The sequence below is a fragment of the Lysobacter antibioticus HS124 genome (assembly GCF_000336385.2).
Taxonomy (GTDB): Bacteria; Pseudomonadota; Gammaproteobacteria; order Xanthomonadales; family Xanthomonadaceae; genus Lysobacter; species Lysobacter firmicutimachus.
In genome coordinates this window covers 1-14882 of the sequence record NZ_HG424481.1, presented here as the reverse complement: position 1 = coordinate 14882, position 14882 = coordinate 1, and the positions used below count along the sequence as shown (strand labels likewise).

The 14882-nt window shown below is 70.3% G+C and carries 17 protein-coding genes; 14 read left to right on the top strand and 3 right to left on the bottom strand.

Translation table 11 applies throughout. The features are described 5' to 3' along the window. Positions 1 to 107 precede the first annotated feature (107 nt). The gene (locus TX83_RS08400; RefSeq protein ID WP_064747518.1) at positions 108 to 989 is read right to left on the bottom strand and encodes a pseudouridine synthase; all 882 of its coding nucleotides are present in this window, start codon (positions 987 to 989) and stop codon (positions 108 to 110) included. A 230-nt stretch (positions 990 to 1219) separates the two neighbouring features. Between TX83_RS08400 and TX83_RS08395 the strand changes: the two genes are divergently transcribed. The 3 genes from TX83_RS08395 to TX83_RS08385 all read left to right on the top strand — a co-directional run bounded on the left by TX83_RS08395 (position 1220) and on the right by TX83_RS08385 (position 3834). Next, positions 1220 to 1777, top strand: a complete 558-nt coding sequence (locus tag TX83_RS08395; RefSeq protein ID WP_064747504.1) for a YaeQ family protein — start codon at positions 1220 to 1222, stop codon at positions 1775 to 1777. Position 1778: 1 nt separating this feature from the next. Continuing rightward, a complete protein-coding gene (locus tag TX83_RS08390; protein ID WP_064747503.1) occupies positions 1779 to 2969 on the top strand; it encodes an NAD(P)/FAD-dependent oxidoreductase in 1191 nt (396 codons plus the stop codon). Positions 2970 to 3090: 121 nt separating this feature from the next. Next, positions 3091 to 3834: a hypothetical protein gene (locus TX83_RS08385; RefSeq protein ID WP_141233422.1), complete on the top strand. Its 744-nt coding sequence runs from the start codon at positions 3091 to 3093 to the stop codon at positions 3832 to 3834. Positions 3835 to 3936: 102 nt separating this feature from the next. On the opposite strand, the gene rimO is transcribed toward TX83_RS08385, so the two are convergent. After that, positions 3937 to 5328 (bottom strand): 30S ribosomal protein S12 methylthiotransferase RimO, encoded by a 1392-nt coding sequence (rimO, locus tag TX83_RS08380; protein ID WP_064747502.1) that lies wholly within the window; start codon positions 5326 to 5328, stop codon positions 3937 to 3939. 138 nt (positions 5329 to 5466) lie between these two features. Between rimO and TX83_RS08375 the strand changes: the two genes are divergently transcribed. From TX83_RS08375 to TX83_RS08325, 11 genes are all read left to right on the top strand, one after another. Beyond that, positions 5467 to 6129, top strand: coding sequence for a dienelactone hydrolase family protein (locus TX83_RS08375; protein WP_064747501.1), 663 nt, complete (start codon positions 5467 to 5469; stop codon positions 6127 to 6129). Further along, positions 6126 to 6536, top strand: a complete 411-nt coding sequence (locus tag TX83_RS08370; RefSeq protein ID WP_064747500.1) for an HIT domain-containing protein — start codon at positions 6126 to 6128, stop codon at positions 6534 to 6536. Before TX83_RS08375 ends, TX83_RS08370 begins: the two co-directional genes overlap by 4 nt. A 23-nt stretch (positions 6537 to 6559) precedes the next feature. After that, on the top strand, positions 6560 to 7264 hold the full coding sequence (gene pxpB / locus TX83_RS08365) for a 5-oxoprolinase subunit PxpB (protein ID WP_064747516.1): 705 nt from the start codon (positions 6560 to 6562) through the stop codon (positions 7262 to 7264). Beyond that, positions 7261 to 8235, top strand: coding sequence for a biotin-dependent carboxyltransferase family protein (locus tag TX83_RS08360; RefSeq protein WP_064747499.1), 975 nt, complete (start codon positions 7261 to 7263; stop codon positions 8233 to 8235). The genes pxpB and TX83_RS08360 overlap by 4 nt, the downstream gene beginning before the upstream one ends. Before the next feature lie 286 nt (positions 8236 to 8521). After that, positions 8522 to 10351 carry a DUF885 domain-containing protein gene (locus TX83_RS08355; RefSeq protein ID WP_064747498.1) on the top strand — a complete coding sequence of 610 codons (1830 nt, stop codon included), beginning with the start codon at positions 8522 to 8524 and terminating at the stop codon, positions 10349 to 10351. Positions 10352 to 10820: 469 nt separating this feature from the next. Further along, positions 10821 to 10985: a LiaI-LiaF-like domain-containing protein gene (locus TX83_RS23270; protein WP_087960695.1), complete on the top strand. Its 165-nt coding sequence runs from the start codon at positions 10821 to 10823 to the stop codon at positions 10983 to 10985. A 27-nt stretch (positions 10986 to 11012) separates the two neighbouring features. Then, positions 11013 to 11756, top strand: a complete 744-nt coding sequence (locus tag TX83_RS08345) for a LamB/YcsF family protein (protein ID WP_064747497.1) — start codon at positions 11013 to 11015, stop codon at positions 11754 to 11756. Positions 11757 to 11852: 96 nt separating this feature from the next. Beyond that, entirely contained in the window at positions 11853 to 12557 is a 705-nt protein-coding gene (locus TX83_RS08340) for a DUF969 domain-containing protein (protein WP_064747496.1), read from the top strand. Then, a complete protein-coding gene (locus tag TX83_RS08335; protein WP_064747495.1) occupies positions 12554 to 13534 on the top strand; it encodes a DUF979 domain-containing protein in 981 nt (326 codons plus the stop codon). Before TX83_RS08340 ends, TX83_RS08335 begins: the two co-directional genes overlap by 4 nt. Continuing rightward, complete coding sequence (gene pcp / locus TX83_RS08330) at positions 13531 to 14184, top strand: pyroglutamyl-peptidase I (RefSeq protein WP_222423738.1); 654 nt, start codon at positions 13531 to 13533, stop codon at positions 14182 to 14184. The genes TX83_RS08335 and pcp overlap by 4 nt, the downstream gene beginning before the upstream one ends. A 36-nt stretch (positions 14185 to 14220) precedes the next feature. Further along, complete coding sequence (locus TX83_RS08325) at positions 14221 to 14514, top strand: hypothetical protein (protein ID WP_064747494.1); 294 nt, start codon at positions 14221 to 14223, stop codon at positions 14512 to 14514. 163 nt (positions 14515 to 14677) lie between these two features. Here the strand turns inward: TX83_RS08325 and TX83_RS23655 are convergent. Beyond that, a partial coding sequence (locus TX83_RS23655; RefSeq protein WP_222423737.1) for a hypothetical protein occupies positions 14678 to 14882 on the bottom strand: 205 nt, incomplete at its 5' end.

The window sequence follows — 14882 nt, the reverse complement described above, 5'->3', positions numbered from 1 at the left end:
GCTTGCGGCGCTCGACAGGGGCGTCTGTTTCGGTCTTCGTTGCGATCACCCAGGCCGTGCGGGTTCCGCGTGCCCGCGGCGCGGCCCACGCCGCTCCTACAACAGGCCTACAGGCTCAGGCCGCTGTCGTAGCGGCGTTCGCGGCCGTCCAGCGGGTCGACGAACTGCAGCGAACGCGCCAGCAGCTTCAACGGCCGCGCGTAATCGTCCGGCGCCTGCGGCGCCAGCGGGTAGAACCGGTCGCCGAGGATCGGCGCGCCCAGCGCGGCCAGGTGCACGCGCAGTTGATGTTTGCGTCCGGTGACCGGTTCCAGCGCATAGCGCCAGACCGATTCGCTGCGCTCCATCACCTCGATCCGGGTCTCGCTGTTCGGCTCGCCCTCGGCCTCGCGCATCAGAAAGAACGGCTCACCGGGAACGATGCGCGAGCGCCGCAACAGCGGGAACGCACGCTCCGGCAACGGCGGCGCCAGCGCCTCATAGCGCTTGCGGATGCGCCGCTCGCGGAACAAGGCCTGATAGGCGTCGCGGCTGGCCGGATCGCGCGAGAACAGCACCAACCCGGCGGTGGCCGCGTCGAGCCGATGCAACGGCGCCAAACCCGGCTCGCCGTAGCGCCGCTGCAACCGCCCCAGCAAGGTCTCGGCGACATGCCGGCCGGCCGGCGCCACCGCCAGGAAATGCGGCTTGTCGACCACCAGCAAGCGGGCGTCGGCATGCACGATGCGCTCCTCGAACGGAACCCGCGCCTCGTCGGCGACTTCGCGGAAGTAGCGGACCTCCATGCCGACGCGATACGGCGTCGATGCGGCCAGCGCGCGCCCCTGCGCATCGAGCACGCGGCCGCGGGCGAAGCGGTCCAGCCAGCGCTCGCGGCCGATCGCCGGAAACCGCGCGCACAAGCCGTCCAGCAAGGTCGCCCACGCCCCAGGGGGCAATTGCAGGCGGCTGGGCGCCGCGGAGTCGGCAAGCGGGTCGGTCCGGGGCATCGGCATGCGCGCATGATCGCGCACTTCGCGGCCCTACCTGCAGCCGTCCCCGGCCCGCCGGCTCGCTGCGCGAACTGCCCGATCGAAACCGGCCGGGCAGCGCCGTTCAGGCCGCTCCGTCCGAATCGCCCCCCGGCCGGCCCGGTCGGACCGGGCGCCCGAATCGCGCCGACCGACGCCGGTGCGCGCAAACGCCTAGAATGCGCGCTGTTTTTACCGCAGGGCCGCCCATGGCGCCGAATGCCACCATCGTCAAAATCGAACTGCAGGTCAGCGACATGGACCGGCACTACTACGCCGGCCACAACCTGACCCTGGCCCAGCATCCGTCCGAAACCGAGCAACGCTTGATGGTGCGCGTGCTCGCCTTCGCCCTGCACGCACACGAGCGGTTGGAGTTCGGTCCCGGGCTCAGCGGCGAGGACGAACCCGAACTGAGCCTGCGCGACTACAGCGGCGAGATCGAGCTGTGGATCGACGTCGGCCAGCCGGACGAATCGCGCATCCGCAAGGCCTGCGGCCGCGCGCGCCAGGTGGTGGTGGTCAACTACGGCGGCCGCGCCGCCGACATCTGGTGGGACAAGAACGCCGCCGGCCTGCGCCGGCTGAAGAACCTGACCGTGCTCGACGTCGACGCCGACGCCGTCGAGGCCATGGCCGGGCTGGTCCAGCGCAGCTTCCGCCTGGACTGCCAGATCCAGGACGGCGAGGTCGCGTTGAGCACCGACAGCGCCCAACTCGGCCTGACCCCGACCGTGCGCCACGGCGCGGAAACCCGGGCGGCCTGAGATGGCGGAGCGTTACGACGCCGTCATCGTCGGCGGCGGCGCCGCCGGCTTGATGTGCGCGCTGACCGCCGGCCGGCGCGGCAAGCGCGTGCTGGTGCTGGAGCACGCCAACAAGGTCGGCAAGAAGATCCTGATGTCCGGCGGCGGGCGCTGCAATTTCACCAACACCGGCACCGCGCCGGCGAATTACCTGTCGGCCAATCCGCATTTCTGCAAGTCGGCGCTGGCGCGCTATTCGCCCTGGGATTTCATCGCGATGGTCGAGCGCCACCGCATCGCCTACCACGAGAAAGAGCTCGGCCAGCTGTTCTGCGATCTGTCGTCGAAGCTGATCGTGAAAATGCTGGTCGACGAATGCCAGGCCGCCGGCGTGCGGATCGAAACCGGCCACGGCATCGACGCCCTGCACCACGGCGACGGCGGCGACGCGCCGTTCCGCCTGCACACCGCGCACGGCAACGTCGCCACACCGGCCTTGGTGGTGGCCAGCGGCGGGCTGTCGATCCCGAGCATGGGCGCCAGCGGCTTCGGCTACGAACTGGCGCGCCGCTTCGGCCACCGCGTGCTGCCGACCCGCGCCGGGCTGGTGCCGCTGACCCTCAGCGGCAAACACCAGGAACGCTTGCACGACCTCAGCGGGGTCGCCCTGCCGGTGACCGCGAGTTGCAACGGCCAAGCCTTCAGCAACCAGATGCTGATCACCCACCGCGGCGTCAGCGGCCCGGCGATCCTGCAGATCTCGTCCTACTGGCAGCCCGGCGACGATCTGCGCCTGGACCTGTTGCCCGGCCGCGACGCGCTGGACTGGCTGCTCGCCCAGCAACGTCAGCGGCCGGCGGCCGAACTCAAGACCGTGCTCGGTGAAACCCTGCCCAAGCGGTTCGCCCAGCGGCTGTGCGAGCTCTGGCTGGCGAACAAGCCGATGAAGCAGTACAACGCGCCGGAGCTGAAGCAGTTGGCCGCGACCCTGTCCGATTGGCCGCTGGTCGCGAGCGGCACCGAAGGCTACCGCACCGCCGAAGTCACCCTCGGCGGCGTCGACACCGACGAAGTCTCGTCGAGCACGATGCAGTCCAAGCGCGTGCCGGGCCTGTACTTCGTCGGCGAAGTGCTCGACGTCACCGGTTGGCTGGGCGGCTACAACTTCCAATGGGCGTGGGCGTCGGGCCATGCGGCGGGCTTGGCGGTGTAGGGTGCGGGATTGGGGGTTCGAAGTCCCGCGCCTGTCGGCGCCGTCGCCCGGCTCCCGCTTCCCCCCTGTCTGCCGCCCTGCCTTACCATCCCCTCTCTCCCTCCGGCCAAGGATGCCGCTCATGCCCCTGCTTCCCCGCTCTCGCGTTTTCGCCGTCGCGCTGCTGAGCGCGCTGGTCCTGGCTCCTGCGGCGGCGGCCGAGCGGACCGCGCTGGCGCCGGGCGAGTACATCACCGGCAAGGGCTGGGGCACGCTGAAGATCAGCGCCGACGGCAGCGGCCGGCAGCGGTTCGAGATCCTCACCGTCAATGTCGGCCATTACTGCGAACTCAGCGGCACGCTCGAGCGCGGCCGCGGCCGGGTCGCCGCCGACGGCGACCTGCCGGAATGCCGCATCACCCTGGCCGACAACGGCGAAAGCATCGACGTGGCGATGACGACGCCGGCCGAGTGCAAGCGCTACTGCGGCGCCAACGGCGGCTTCGATGCCGACTATCTGAAAGTCGCGCCCGAGTGCGCCAGCGACGGTCTGCGCCGCACTCGCGACGCGTTCAAGCACAGCTACGACGGCAAGCGCTACGCGCAGGCGCTGGCGACCCTGGCGCCGGTGCTGAGCCGATGCGGGCGCACCCTGAGCTGGGAGGACGAAGGCGATATCCGCAACGACCTGGCCATCACCCAGTACCACAACGGCCGTTATCGCGAATGCCTCGCCACCCTGCAGCCGTACGCCGAAGAGGCCGCGCTCGACGATGCCGAACTCGCCGACAGCTGGCCGCCGGTGCTGCTCGACCGTCGGCTCAGCATCGTCCGTCCGGCGCGGACGAATCTGCGCCTGTGCAAGCGCAAGCTGGGGCTGCGCTGAGGTTTCGCGGCCGCGCCCGCCGGGGCGGACACGCAAATCCCCTGCCGCGTCGCCGCGGCGCAAAGCGACAGCGCTGTCGCTCCCGCCCCGGCCATCGCCCCCTCACTCCGGCAGCAGCGCCTCGCCGTACAGATCGTGCTCGTCGCTGCCCATGATCTCGACGTCGACGAACTGGCCGACGCGCAGTTGCGCTTCCAGGCCGTTCTGGATCTGCACCAGGCCGTCGATCTCCGGCGCGTCGGCCATCGAGCGGGCGATCGCCAGATCGCCGTCGATCGCGTCGACCAGACAGCGCTGCACGCTGCCGACCTTGGCCTCGAGCTTGGCCGCGGAAATCTCCGCCTGCCGCTCCATGAAGCGGGCCAAGCGCTCTTGCTTGACCTCTTCATCCACCGGATCGGGCAAGTCGTTGGCCTGGGCGCCGTCGACCGGCGAATAGGCGAAGGCGCCGACGCGGTCGAGTTGGGCTTCGTCGAGGAAATCGAGCAGTTCTTCGAACTCGGCCTCGGTCTCGCCCGGGAAACCGACGATGAAGGTGCTGCGGATGGCGATGTCCGGGGCGATCGAGCGCCAGCGCTGGATCCGCTCCAGGGTCTTGTCGACCGCGCCGGGGCGCTTCATCAGCTTGAGCACGCGCGGGCTGGCGTGCTGGAACGGGATGTCCAGGTACGGCAGCAGCTTGGGCATGCCGTGGGCGCCGTTCTCCGCCATCAGCGGGATGATCTCGTCCACGTGCGGGTACGGATAGACGTAGTGCAGGCGGGTCCAGATGCCCAGCTCGGCCAGACCCTCGCACAACGCCTTCATCCGGGTCTGGTAGCTGTTGCCGCGCCATTCGCGCGCGGCGTACTTCAGGTCGACGCCGTAGGCCGAGGTGTCCTGCGAGATCACCAGCAGCTCCTTGACCCCGCCCATCGCCAACTTCTCGGCTTCGCGCAGCACCTCGTCGACCGGGCGCGAGACCAGGTCGCCGCGCATCGAGGGAATGATGCAGAAGCTGCAGCGATGATTGCAGCCTTCGGAAATCTTCAGATAGGCGTAGTGCTTCGGCGTCAGCTTGATGCCGATGCCGTCGTCGAGCCGATGCGAAGCCGATCGCGGCACCAGGTCGATGAACGGATCGTGCCTGGGCGGCAGCGCCGCGTGCACCGCGCTCATCACGCTGCCGTAGTCCTGCGGGCCACTGATCGACAGCACGTCCGGATGCGCCTCGCGGATCAGCTCCGAGCGCTTGCCCAGGCAACCGGTGACGATCACCTTGCCGTTCTCGGCGATCGCCTCGCCGATCGCGTCCAGCGACTCGGTCACCGCCGAATCGATGAAGCCGCAGGTGTTGACCACCACCACGTCGGCGTCGTCGTAGCTCTGCACGATGTCGTAGCCCTCGACCCGCAGCTGGGTGAGGATGCGCTCGGAATCGACCAGGGCCTTGGGGCAACCGAGGCTGACGAAACCGACTTTGGGATTGGCGGGCGAAACGCTGGCGGAAGACATGAACGCGGAGACCTGAACGAGGATGCCCGATGGGCGGCGGGCCGGCGGCCCGGATCCGGCGACGCCGGGGGCGCGAATTATAGCCTCCGCGGCTAAACTGGCCGCGAACCAAGGTTCATTCGCATAGGAGCAAGGCCCATGGCCCAGTGGATCGACCTCGACACCCCGGCCGGCCCGGTCCGCGCCTGGCGCGCCGACCCCAGCGGGGTGCCGCGCGGCGGCCTGGTGGTGATCCAGGAGATCTTCGGCGTCAACGCGCACATCCGCGCGGTCGCCGAGCGCTTCGCCGAAGCCGGCTACGTCGTGCTGGCGCCGGCCGTGTTCGACCCGGTCGAGACCGGGGTCGAACTGGGCTACGACCAGTCTGCGGCCGCGCGCGGGGTCGAGCTGCGCAACGCGGTCGGCTTCGACCGCGCCAGCGACATCGTCGGCGCCGCCGCGCACCGGCTGCAGAGCGAGGGCCTGCGCACCGGCGCGGTCGGCTTCTGCTGGGGCGGTTCGCTGGCCTTCCTGGCCAATACCCGCCACGGCCTGCCCGCGGTCAGCTACTACGGCGCGCGCACCCTGCCCTTCCTCGGCGAAGCGACCCGGGCGCCGATCGCGTTCCACTTCGGCCGCCACGACGGCAGCATCCCGCCGGAAGCGATCGAACAGCACCGGCAGGCGCTGCCGAACGCGCCGATCTACCTTTACGACGCCGGCCACGGCTTCAACTGCGACCAGCGCGCCGACTACGACCCCGACAGCGCCGCGCTGGCCTGGCGGCGGACCCTCGACTTCTTCGCAGACACGCTGAAATGAACGCCTGGCACCTGCACCCGCAACTGGCCGACGACACCCATCCGGTGGCGCAATTCGAATTGTGCGAACTGCGCCTGATGGACGACGCCAATCATCCCTGGCTGATCCTGGTGCCGCGGGTGGACGGCGCGGTCGAGCTGATCGATCTCGACGAGGCTCAGCAGCAGGCGCTGACCCGCGAAATCGCCCGTACCAGCCGCGCCCTGCAGGGCGCGTTCAAGCCGCACAAGCTCAACGTCGCCGCGCTCGGCAATCTGGTGCCGCAGTTGCACGTGCACGTGATCGCGCGCTACCGCGAGGACATCGCCTGGCCGCGGCCGGTATGGGGCATGGCCACCGCCCAGCCGTATTCGCCGGAAACCCTGGTCCAACGCATCCGCCGGCTGCAGGACGCGCTGGCGGAGTGACGCCCGCGACCGGCTCGCCGCCCATGCCGCCGATCGCGTTCGAACCGCTGGCCGACGATGCCTGGCTGCTGCGCCTGGGCGAGCGCATCGACGACACACTCAACGCCCAGGTGCATGCCTTGGTCGCCCGCCTGCGCCGGCAACCGCCGCAGTGGCTGCGCGACGTGGTGCCGGCCTACGCCAGCCTGGCGGTGTTCTTCGATGCGCAAGCGATCGACGCCGAAGCCGCGCTGGATTGGCTGCACGCGCAATGGCACTCGCGCCAAGGCGGCGACGACGACGCAGTCGGCGACGCATGCCTGGTCGAAATTCCGGTCGCCTACGGCGGCGACTACGGCCCCGACCTGGAGCCGTCTGCGGCCGAACTCGGACTGTCGCCGTTGCAGTTGATCCAGCGCCATGCCGGCGCGCAGTACCGGGTCGCGATGATCGGTTTCGCCCCCGGTTTTCCCTACTTGTCCGGCCTCGACCCGGGGCTGGCCCTGCCGCGCCTGAACACGCCGCGCACGGCGGTCGCGGCCGGCAGCGTCGCCATCGGCGGCGCCCAGACCGGGATCTACCCGCGTCCCGGCCCCGGCGGCTGGCGCCTGCTCGGGCGTACTCCGCTGAACCTGTTCGATGCCACCCGGACGGCGCCGACCTTGCTCATGCCGGGCGACCGGGTGCGGTTCGTGCCGATCGACGCCGACGCGTTCGAGCGCCTGCGCGCGCAGGCGGCCTGGCCATGAACCGCGCCCCCGCCGCCATCGAAGTGCTCGCGCCCGGCCCACTCAGCAGCCTGCAGGACCAGGGCCGGCCGGGTTGGCGCCACCTGGGCGTGGCGCACAGCGGCGCGTTGGACCCTGGTTTGGCCGCGCTGGCCAACCGCCTGGTCGGCAACGACGAGAACCAGGCCGTGCTCGAGATGTGTTTGCACGGTCCGCACTTGCGCCTGCTGCGGCCGCTGCGTCTGGCCTGGCTGGGCGCGGCGCTGGATTTGCGTTTCGATGCCCGGCCCTTGCCGGCGACGATGGGGCGGCCGATCGAGCTGCCGCCCGGCGAACTGCGCCTGGGCGGTTTGCGCGGCGGCGTGCGCGCCTGGCTGGCGGTGGCCGGCGGCTTCGCCGCGCCGCCGGTACTCGGCAGCCGCAGCACCGACCTGCGCGGCGGTTTCGGCGGCTACGCCGGCCGCGCCCTGCAGGCCGGCGACCGGCTGACACTCGGCGAACAGTGCGGGCCTGCGACCGAGGCGCCGCGCTGGAGCCGCTGGTGGATCGACCCCGAGTTCGATCCGCCGACCCAGGCCCCGATCCGCTACCGCGCCCTGCCCGCGCCGGCCCTGGCCGAGGCGCAGGCGCGTTTCGCCGCGCAGGCCTGGAGCGTGGCCGCGGCCAGCGACCGCCAGGGCCTGCGCCTGGCCGGCGCCTCGCTGCCGGCGCCGGCCGCCGCCGGCGTGTCGGAGCCGGTCGCGCCCGGCACCGTGCAATTGCCGCCGGACGGACAACCGATCGTCTTGCTGGCCGATGCGCAGACCGTCGGCGGCTACGCCCGCCTCGGCCACGTCATCGCCGCCGACCTGCCGCGCCTGGCCCAGGCCGCTCCGAACGCGCCGTTGCGCTTTCGCGCCTGCGATGCGGCCGAAGCCGCGGCGGCCTGGCGCGAGCGCCAGCAACGCCTGGCGCGCTTACGGGTGGCCGTGGATGCGCGCTTGCGCGACTGAACCCGCGCCTGGCCTGAAGGCTTTCGCCAGTTCGCGACTCTTGCGGCATGGCCGCGTGTGCGAGGCCACGGTGTCGCTGAACCGGCGCGCGCCGCGTTCGCCGCCGGCTGCGGCGGCGACACCGCGCGGGAACGGTGCCGGAACTGTGCCGGATTCTGCATCCGCCTAGGGCAAAAGACACTATCGCCGCCGCAGCCGGAACCGCGAGGATCGGCGACATCGTCGCGATCGGCTCCGCGCCGCGCGCCGCCCCGCCCCGTCGCCATCGCTGTCCGGAGGTTTCCGCATGCCGTCCCTGCGTCTGCTGTCGTTGTCCGTCTGCGTCGCCGCCGCGCTGAGCGCCGGCTGCAAACAGGGCGCGCCCGCGCCCGCCTCCCAACCCGCCGACAGCGCCGCCGCGCCGGCCGTGGCCGATGCCGCCTGGGACAGCGCGGTCGACCAGTTCATCCAGGGCTTCTTCGAGCGCTATCCGACCTGGGGCGCGAACGCCGGCAAGCACGAATTCGACGGCCGCCTGCCGGACTTCTCGCCGGAAGGCCTGAAGCGCACCGCACAGTGGCTGCACCAGCAGCGCGACGCCGTCTCCGCCTTCGCCGACGACCGGCTCACGCCCGCGCAGCGCTACCAGCGCGACTACGTGCGCGCGGTGATCGACGGCCAATTGTTCTGGCTGGAAGACTCCGGCTTCGCGACCAAGAACCCGGCCTTCTACATGGGCGACCTGTCGCCGAGCATGTACCTGACCCGTCCCTACGCGCCGCTGGAGCAGCGCATGGCCGCGTTCGCGACCTATCAGGAAAACCTGCCCAAGGCGGTCGCGCAGATCCGCGCCAACCTGCAGGGGCCGCTGCCGGACACCTACATCCAACTCGGCAGCGCGGTGTTCGGCGGCATGGCCGAGTTCTTCGACAAGGACGTGCCGAAGATCTTCGCCGAGGTCCAGGACGAAAAGCTGCAACTGCGGCTCAAGCAGTCCAACGCCATGGCCACGGTGGCGCTGCGGGAGTTGGCCGAGCACATGAAACTGCAGAAGGGCCAGGCACCGGTGGACTTCGCCCTGGGCGCGGACAAGTTCGCCAAGATGCTCAAGGCCACCGAGGGCGTGGACCTGCCGCTGGACCGGCTGAAGGCCGCCGGCGAAGCCGACCTGGCGCGCAACCTGGCTGCGCTGCAAAGCGCGTGCGAGGCCTATGCCAAGGGCAAGCCGATCGCCGAGTGCATCGAACAGGTCAACGCCGACAAGCCGGCCGGCGGCGCGGTCGAGGGCGCGCGCAAGCAACTGGTCGGGCTGCGCCAGTTCCTGGTCGACAAGGACCTGGTGACGATTCCGGGCACCGAGGAGGCCAAGGTCGAAGAGGCGCCGCCGTTCAACCGCAACAATTTCGCCTACATCGAGATCCCGGGGCCGTACGAAAAGAACCTGCCCTCGGTGTACTACATCGCCCCGCCGGACCCGAAGTGGCCCAAGGCCGAACAGGACGCGTATGTCCCGGGCAAGGCCGACCTGCTGTTCACTTCGGCGCACGAAGTCTGGCCGGGGCATTTCCTGCAGTTCCTGCACGCCAACCGTTCGCAGTGGAAGTTCGCTCAGTTGTTCGTCGGCTACGCCTACGCCGAGGGCTGGGCGCACTACACCGAAGAGATGATGTTCGACGCCGGCCTGGACGGCGCGACGCCGGAGATCCACATCGGCCAGCTGACCAACGCACTGCTGCGCAACGTGCGCTACCTGTCCGCGATCGGCCTGCATACCGGCGGTATGACCGTGGCCGAGTCCGAGCAGATGTTCAAGGACAAGGCCTTCCAGGACCCGGGCAACGCGCGCCAGCAGGCCGCGCGCGGCACCTACGACCCGGCGTATCTGAACTACACCCTCGGCAAGCTGATGATCCAGCAGTTGCGCGAAGACTGGACCGCATCGCGCGGCGGCCGCAGCGCGTGGAAGTCGTTCCACGACCAGTTCCTGAGCTACGGCGGCCCGCCGATTCCGCTGCTGCGCGCGCAGATGCTCGGCACCGCGCCGGAGACCAAGTTGTGGATGGCGCCGGCGGCGACCGCCGCGTCCACCACGACGGCGGCGACGGCCGCGCCGGCCCCGGCCAACGGCTCGCGCTGAGCCGGAGCGAATCCCCGGCGCAGCGGCCGCGCCACGACGCCGATTCGCGCAGGCGCCCGCCCCCTTATCCCGAGGGGGCGGATGCTCCCGGCGCAACCGCGCGCTCAACAAGCGCGCAGCAGCCCGCCCCTTTCAAAAGACGACCAACGGGCTTGCCCTACCGCCTCCATCTCTCGCGCCGCCATCGCGCCGCGACGCCGGCGCACGCATGCGCCCGCTCCGCCGTGGCAACGGACCGATTGCCGAAGTCAGGCATCTCCGGCCACCGCCGTGTCCGCCATCGACATCGACATCGATGCCGTATTGCACCGCAACAAACGCAACCCCATCGATCCCATCGCGTCTCGCGCCCAACCGATCTGCGGCCTGCGTCCCCTATCCGCCGCGCCCTCTTGGTCGCCTACTCCAACCCGACTAGACTGCATGCGTCCCCGGGCCCGGCGCCCCGCATCAGCACGAGAACGCAGCAATGAAATCCCATGTCGTCGGCGCCCTGATCCTGATCGTCATCGGCACCCTGTTCCTGCTCAACAACCTCGGCTTCACCAACCTCAGCCTGACCAAGCTGCTGCTGACCTGGTGGCCGGCGATCCTGATCGCGGTCGGCCTGGGCCTGCTGTTCAAGCGCAACTAGCCGCGCATCGAACCCCGCGGCAAGGCCATGCAGTACCGCATCGACTTCAATTGCGACCTCGGCGAAGGCTGCGGCGACGATACGGCGATCCTGCCCTACGTCAGCTCGGCCAATATCGCCTGCGGCGGCCATGCCGGCGACGAGTCGACCATGCGCGCGACCCTGCGCCTGTGCCGCGAACACGGCGTCGCCGCCGGCGCGCATCCGGGCTACGACGATCCGGAACACTTCGGCCGCCGCACGCTGTCGCTGGACCGCGACGAGATCGGCCTGCTGATGCTCGGCCAGCTCGCCCGGCTCGGCGCGGTCGCCGCCGACGAGGGCGTGCGCCTGACCCACGTCAAGCCGCACGGCGCGCTGTACAACCTCGCCGCCGACGACCGCGTCGTCGCCGAGGCCATCGTCGGCGCCGTCGCCGCGTTCGATCCGCAGCTGATCGTCTACGGGCTGGCCCGGTCGCAACTCACCGACGCCGCCGAACGCGCCGGCCTGCGCGCCGCGCACGAGGTGTTCGCCGAGCGCGGTTACGCCGGCAACGGCCGCCTGTTGCCGCGCGGCCGGCCCGGCGCGGTGATCGAATCGCTGGCGCAGGCGATCGCCCAGGTCCGCCGCCTGGTTCTCGACGGCGAAGTCGACACCGCCGAGGGACCGCTGCGCCTGCGCGCCGACACCCTGTGCCTGCACGGCGACCGCGCCGACGCGCCGGCCTTCGCCCGCGCCGTGCGCGAGGCGCTGCTGGCCGAAGGCGTGCGCATCCAGGCGCTGGCCTGAGCCGCATGCGCATCGGCCGACGCTCCCGATCCTCCCGCTCCACACTCTCCGTTCCACACTCCCCGCCCCCGCTGCCGCCGCCCGCGAGGTGATGCAATGAACTATTGGCCCCTGCTCGGCGTCGCCGCCGTGGTGCTGGGTTTCGTGCTGCGATTGAACCCGGCCCTGGTCGTGGTCGCCGCCGGCTTCGTCACCGGACTCAGCGCCGGCCTGTCGCCGCTGGACGTGCTCGACGTGATCGGCAAGGCCTTCGCCGAGAAACGCTTCCTGCTGCTGTTCCTGCTGACCCTGCCGGTGATCGGCCTGCTCGAACGCCACGGGCTGAAGGAGCATGCGCAACGCTGGATCGCACGTTTGCGCGGCGCGACCCTGGGCCGCCTGTTGATCGCTTATCTGCTGATGCGCCAGCTCGCCTCGGCGGTCGGCCTGACCAGTCTCGGCGGCCATCCGCAGACCGTGCGTCCGCTGCTGGCGCCGATGGCCGAAGGCGCCGCCGAAAGCCGCCACGGCGCGCTCGATGCGGACCAGCGCGAGCGAATCCGGGCCATGGCCGCCGGCACCGACAACGTCGGCCTGTTCTTCGGCGAAGACATCTTCATCGCCTTCGGCGCGGTGCTGCTGATCCAGAGTTTCTTCGCCGAGCACGGGCTCCAGCTCGACCCGTTGCAGATCGCCTTGTGGGGCATCCCGACCGCGATCTGCGCCTTTGCCATCCACGTCGTGCGCATCCTGCGCTTCGAACGCCGGCTGACGCGCCAACGCGCCGCCGCGGACCTCGAACCGGGAGCGCCGCCGGCATGATTGCGCACAACGACGCCGGCGGCCTGCTCACCCTGGACTTCGTTTACTGGCTGATGGGCGCCTATTTCGCCGCGCTGGCCCTGCGCGGCACGCGCGACCGCTCCAACCCGCGGCGCTGGGGCACGGCGGCGTTCTGGGGCCTGATCGCCGTGCTGATGGTCGCCGCCGAGCACCTGCCGGTGCGCGCGGTCGGCGTCTGCGTGGTCGCACTGGCGGCCCTGGCCGGGTTCGGCGCGCTCGGCAAGGGCGCCTATGCCGAGACCGACGCCGACTACAAACAGGCCGAGGCGCAGCGGCTGGGCAATCGCCTGTTCTGGCCGGCACTGCTGATCCCGACGGTGACCCTGGTCGGCGCGCTCGGCCTCAAGCACGTACGCATCGGCCAAACGCCGTTGCTGGACCCCGCCAACCTGACCCTGATCGCGCTGGCGCTGGCCTGCGTGGCGGGCCTGATCGCCGCCTGCCGGCTGACCCGGCAGACGCCGTGGAGCGGGATCGAACAATCGCGCCGGCTGGTCGACGCGATCGGTTGGGCCGCGTTGCTGCCGTTGCTGCTGGCGACGTTGGGCAGCGTGTTCGAAGCCGGCGGCGTCGGCCAGGCGGTGGCCGGCGTCGTGCGCGCCGTGATCCCGGTCGACAACGCCTTCGCGGTCGTGGTCGCCTACGCCGTCGGCATGGCCTTGTTCACCGTGATCATGGGCAACGCCTTCGCCGCGTTTCCGGTCATGACCGCCGGTATCGCCTTGCCGTTGCTGGTCCAGCAGCACGGCGCCGACGCCGCATCGCTGGCCGCGATCGGCATGCTCTCGGGCTATTGCGGCACCTTGCTGACGCCGATGGCGGCCAACTACAACCTGGTGCCCGCGGCCCTGCTCGAACTCAAGGACCCGTACGGGGTGATCCGCGCGCAGTGGCCGACCGGTCTGCTCCTGCTGGGCTGCAATGTCCTGCTGATGTATTGGATCGCTTTCCGGTGACCGACCTGCCCTGCGTGCTGCTGACCGGCTTCGCGCCGTTCGGCGGCGAAACCGAGAACCCCAGCTGGGACGCGGTGCGCCGGCTCGACGGCGAAACGCTCGCCGGCCATCGCATCGTCGTCCGCTGCCTGCCGGTCGCGTTCGACGCTTCGCTCGATGCCTTGCGCACGGCGATCGAGCAGACAGCGCCGGCCCTGGTCTTGTGCGTCGGCCAGGCCGGCGGACACGCGCAGCTGGCGCTGGAACGCGTCGCGATCAACGTCGACGACGCGCGCATCCCCGACAATCTCGGCGCGCAGCCGATCGACCGGCCGGTGGTCGAGGGCGGCCCGGCGGCTTATTTCAGCGACCTGCCGATCAAGGCCATGCGCGCGGCCCTGCTCGCCGCCGAGATCCCGGCCGAGATTTCGCAGACCGCCGGCACCTATGTCTGCAATCACGTGTTCTACGGACTGATGCACGCGCTGCGCGAACACGCCGGCGTTCGAGGCGGCTTCATCCACATTCCGTATGCTCCCGCCCAGGCCGCGCGCCATCCCGGCGCGCCGAGCCTGTCGATCGAGACCGTCGCCGCGGGCCTGCGCGTGGCGCTGCGCACGGCCCTCGACACCCGCACCGACCGCCGCCTCGCCGGCGGCGCCGAGCACTAGGCCCGACGCCTTCCTCTTGCCCTGGAGACTTCCCCCATGAACCGCCTGCTGCTCGCTTTCGTACTCGCCTTGTCCGCGCTCGCTCCGGCCCAGGCCGGCCTGTTCGACAAAAACCCCGACCAGGTCGCGCAAGAGGCGGTCAGCAAGAACCTGCGCGCGGTGACCCTGTGGGTCGACGCCAGCTGGGGCTTCCGCAACCAGGGCGCCGCCAACGCGCTGAGCCGCGCCCACCAGGCCTTCACCACCCGCGGCTACGACGTGGTCAGCGTCGAACCGTACATCGAGAACGGCGACCTGCAAGGCTTTTTCGTCACTTATCAGAAGCCCTGAGCGCAGTGGGGCGCGAGCGGCAACTGGGGCCTTTCCCCGGCCGCACAGCACCTGCTGCTGTTGCTGTTAAGAGCTTGGCGCAGCACCGAGCTCGCGAGAACCATTGCAGACCCGAAGGGCGGCGCACAGGACGTGCGCCGTTTTTCGATAAGACAGGGATGTCTTATCGAAAAATCCCGGCGCAAGCATCGAACTCGCAGGGGAGCTTCGCGCAAATGCGTTTTTCTTTGGTGACTTTCTTTTGGGGCGCCAAAAGAAAGTTACCCGCCCGCTTGCGGGCGGAAGCTTTGTTTTCACAGCCTTCGAACGACAGGCGCCGCGAGACCGAAACAGCGCGGTCGCGGCTTACGCCGCTCCTACAGGGCAGC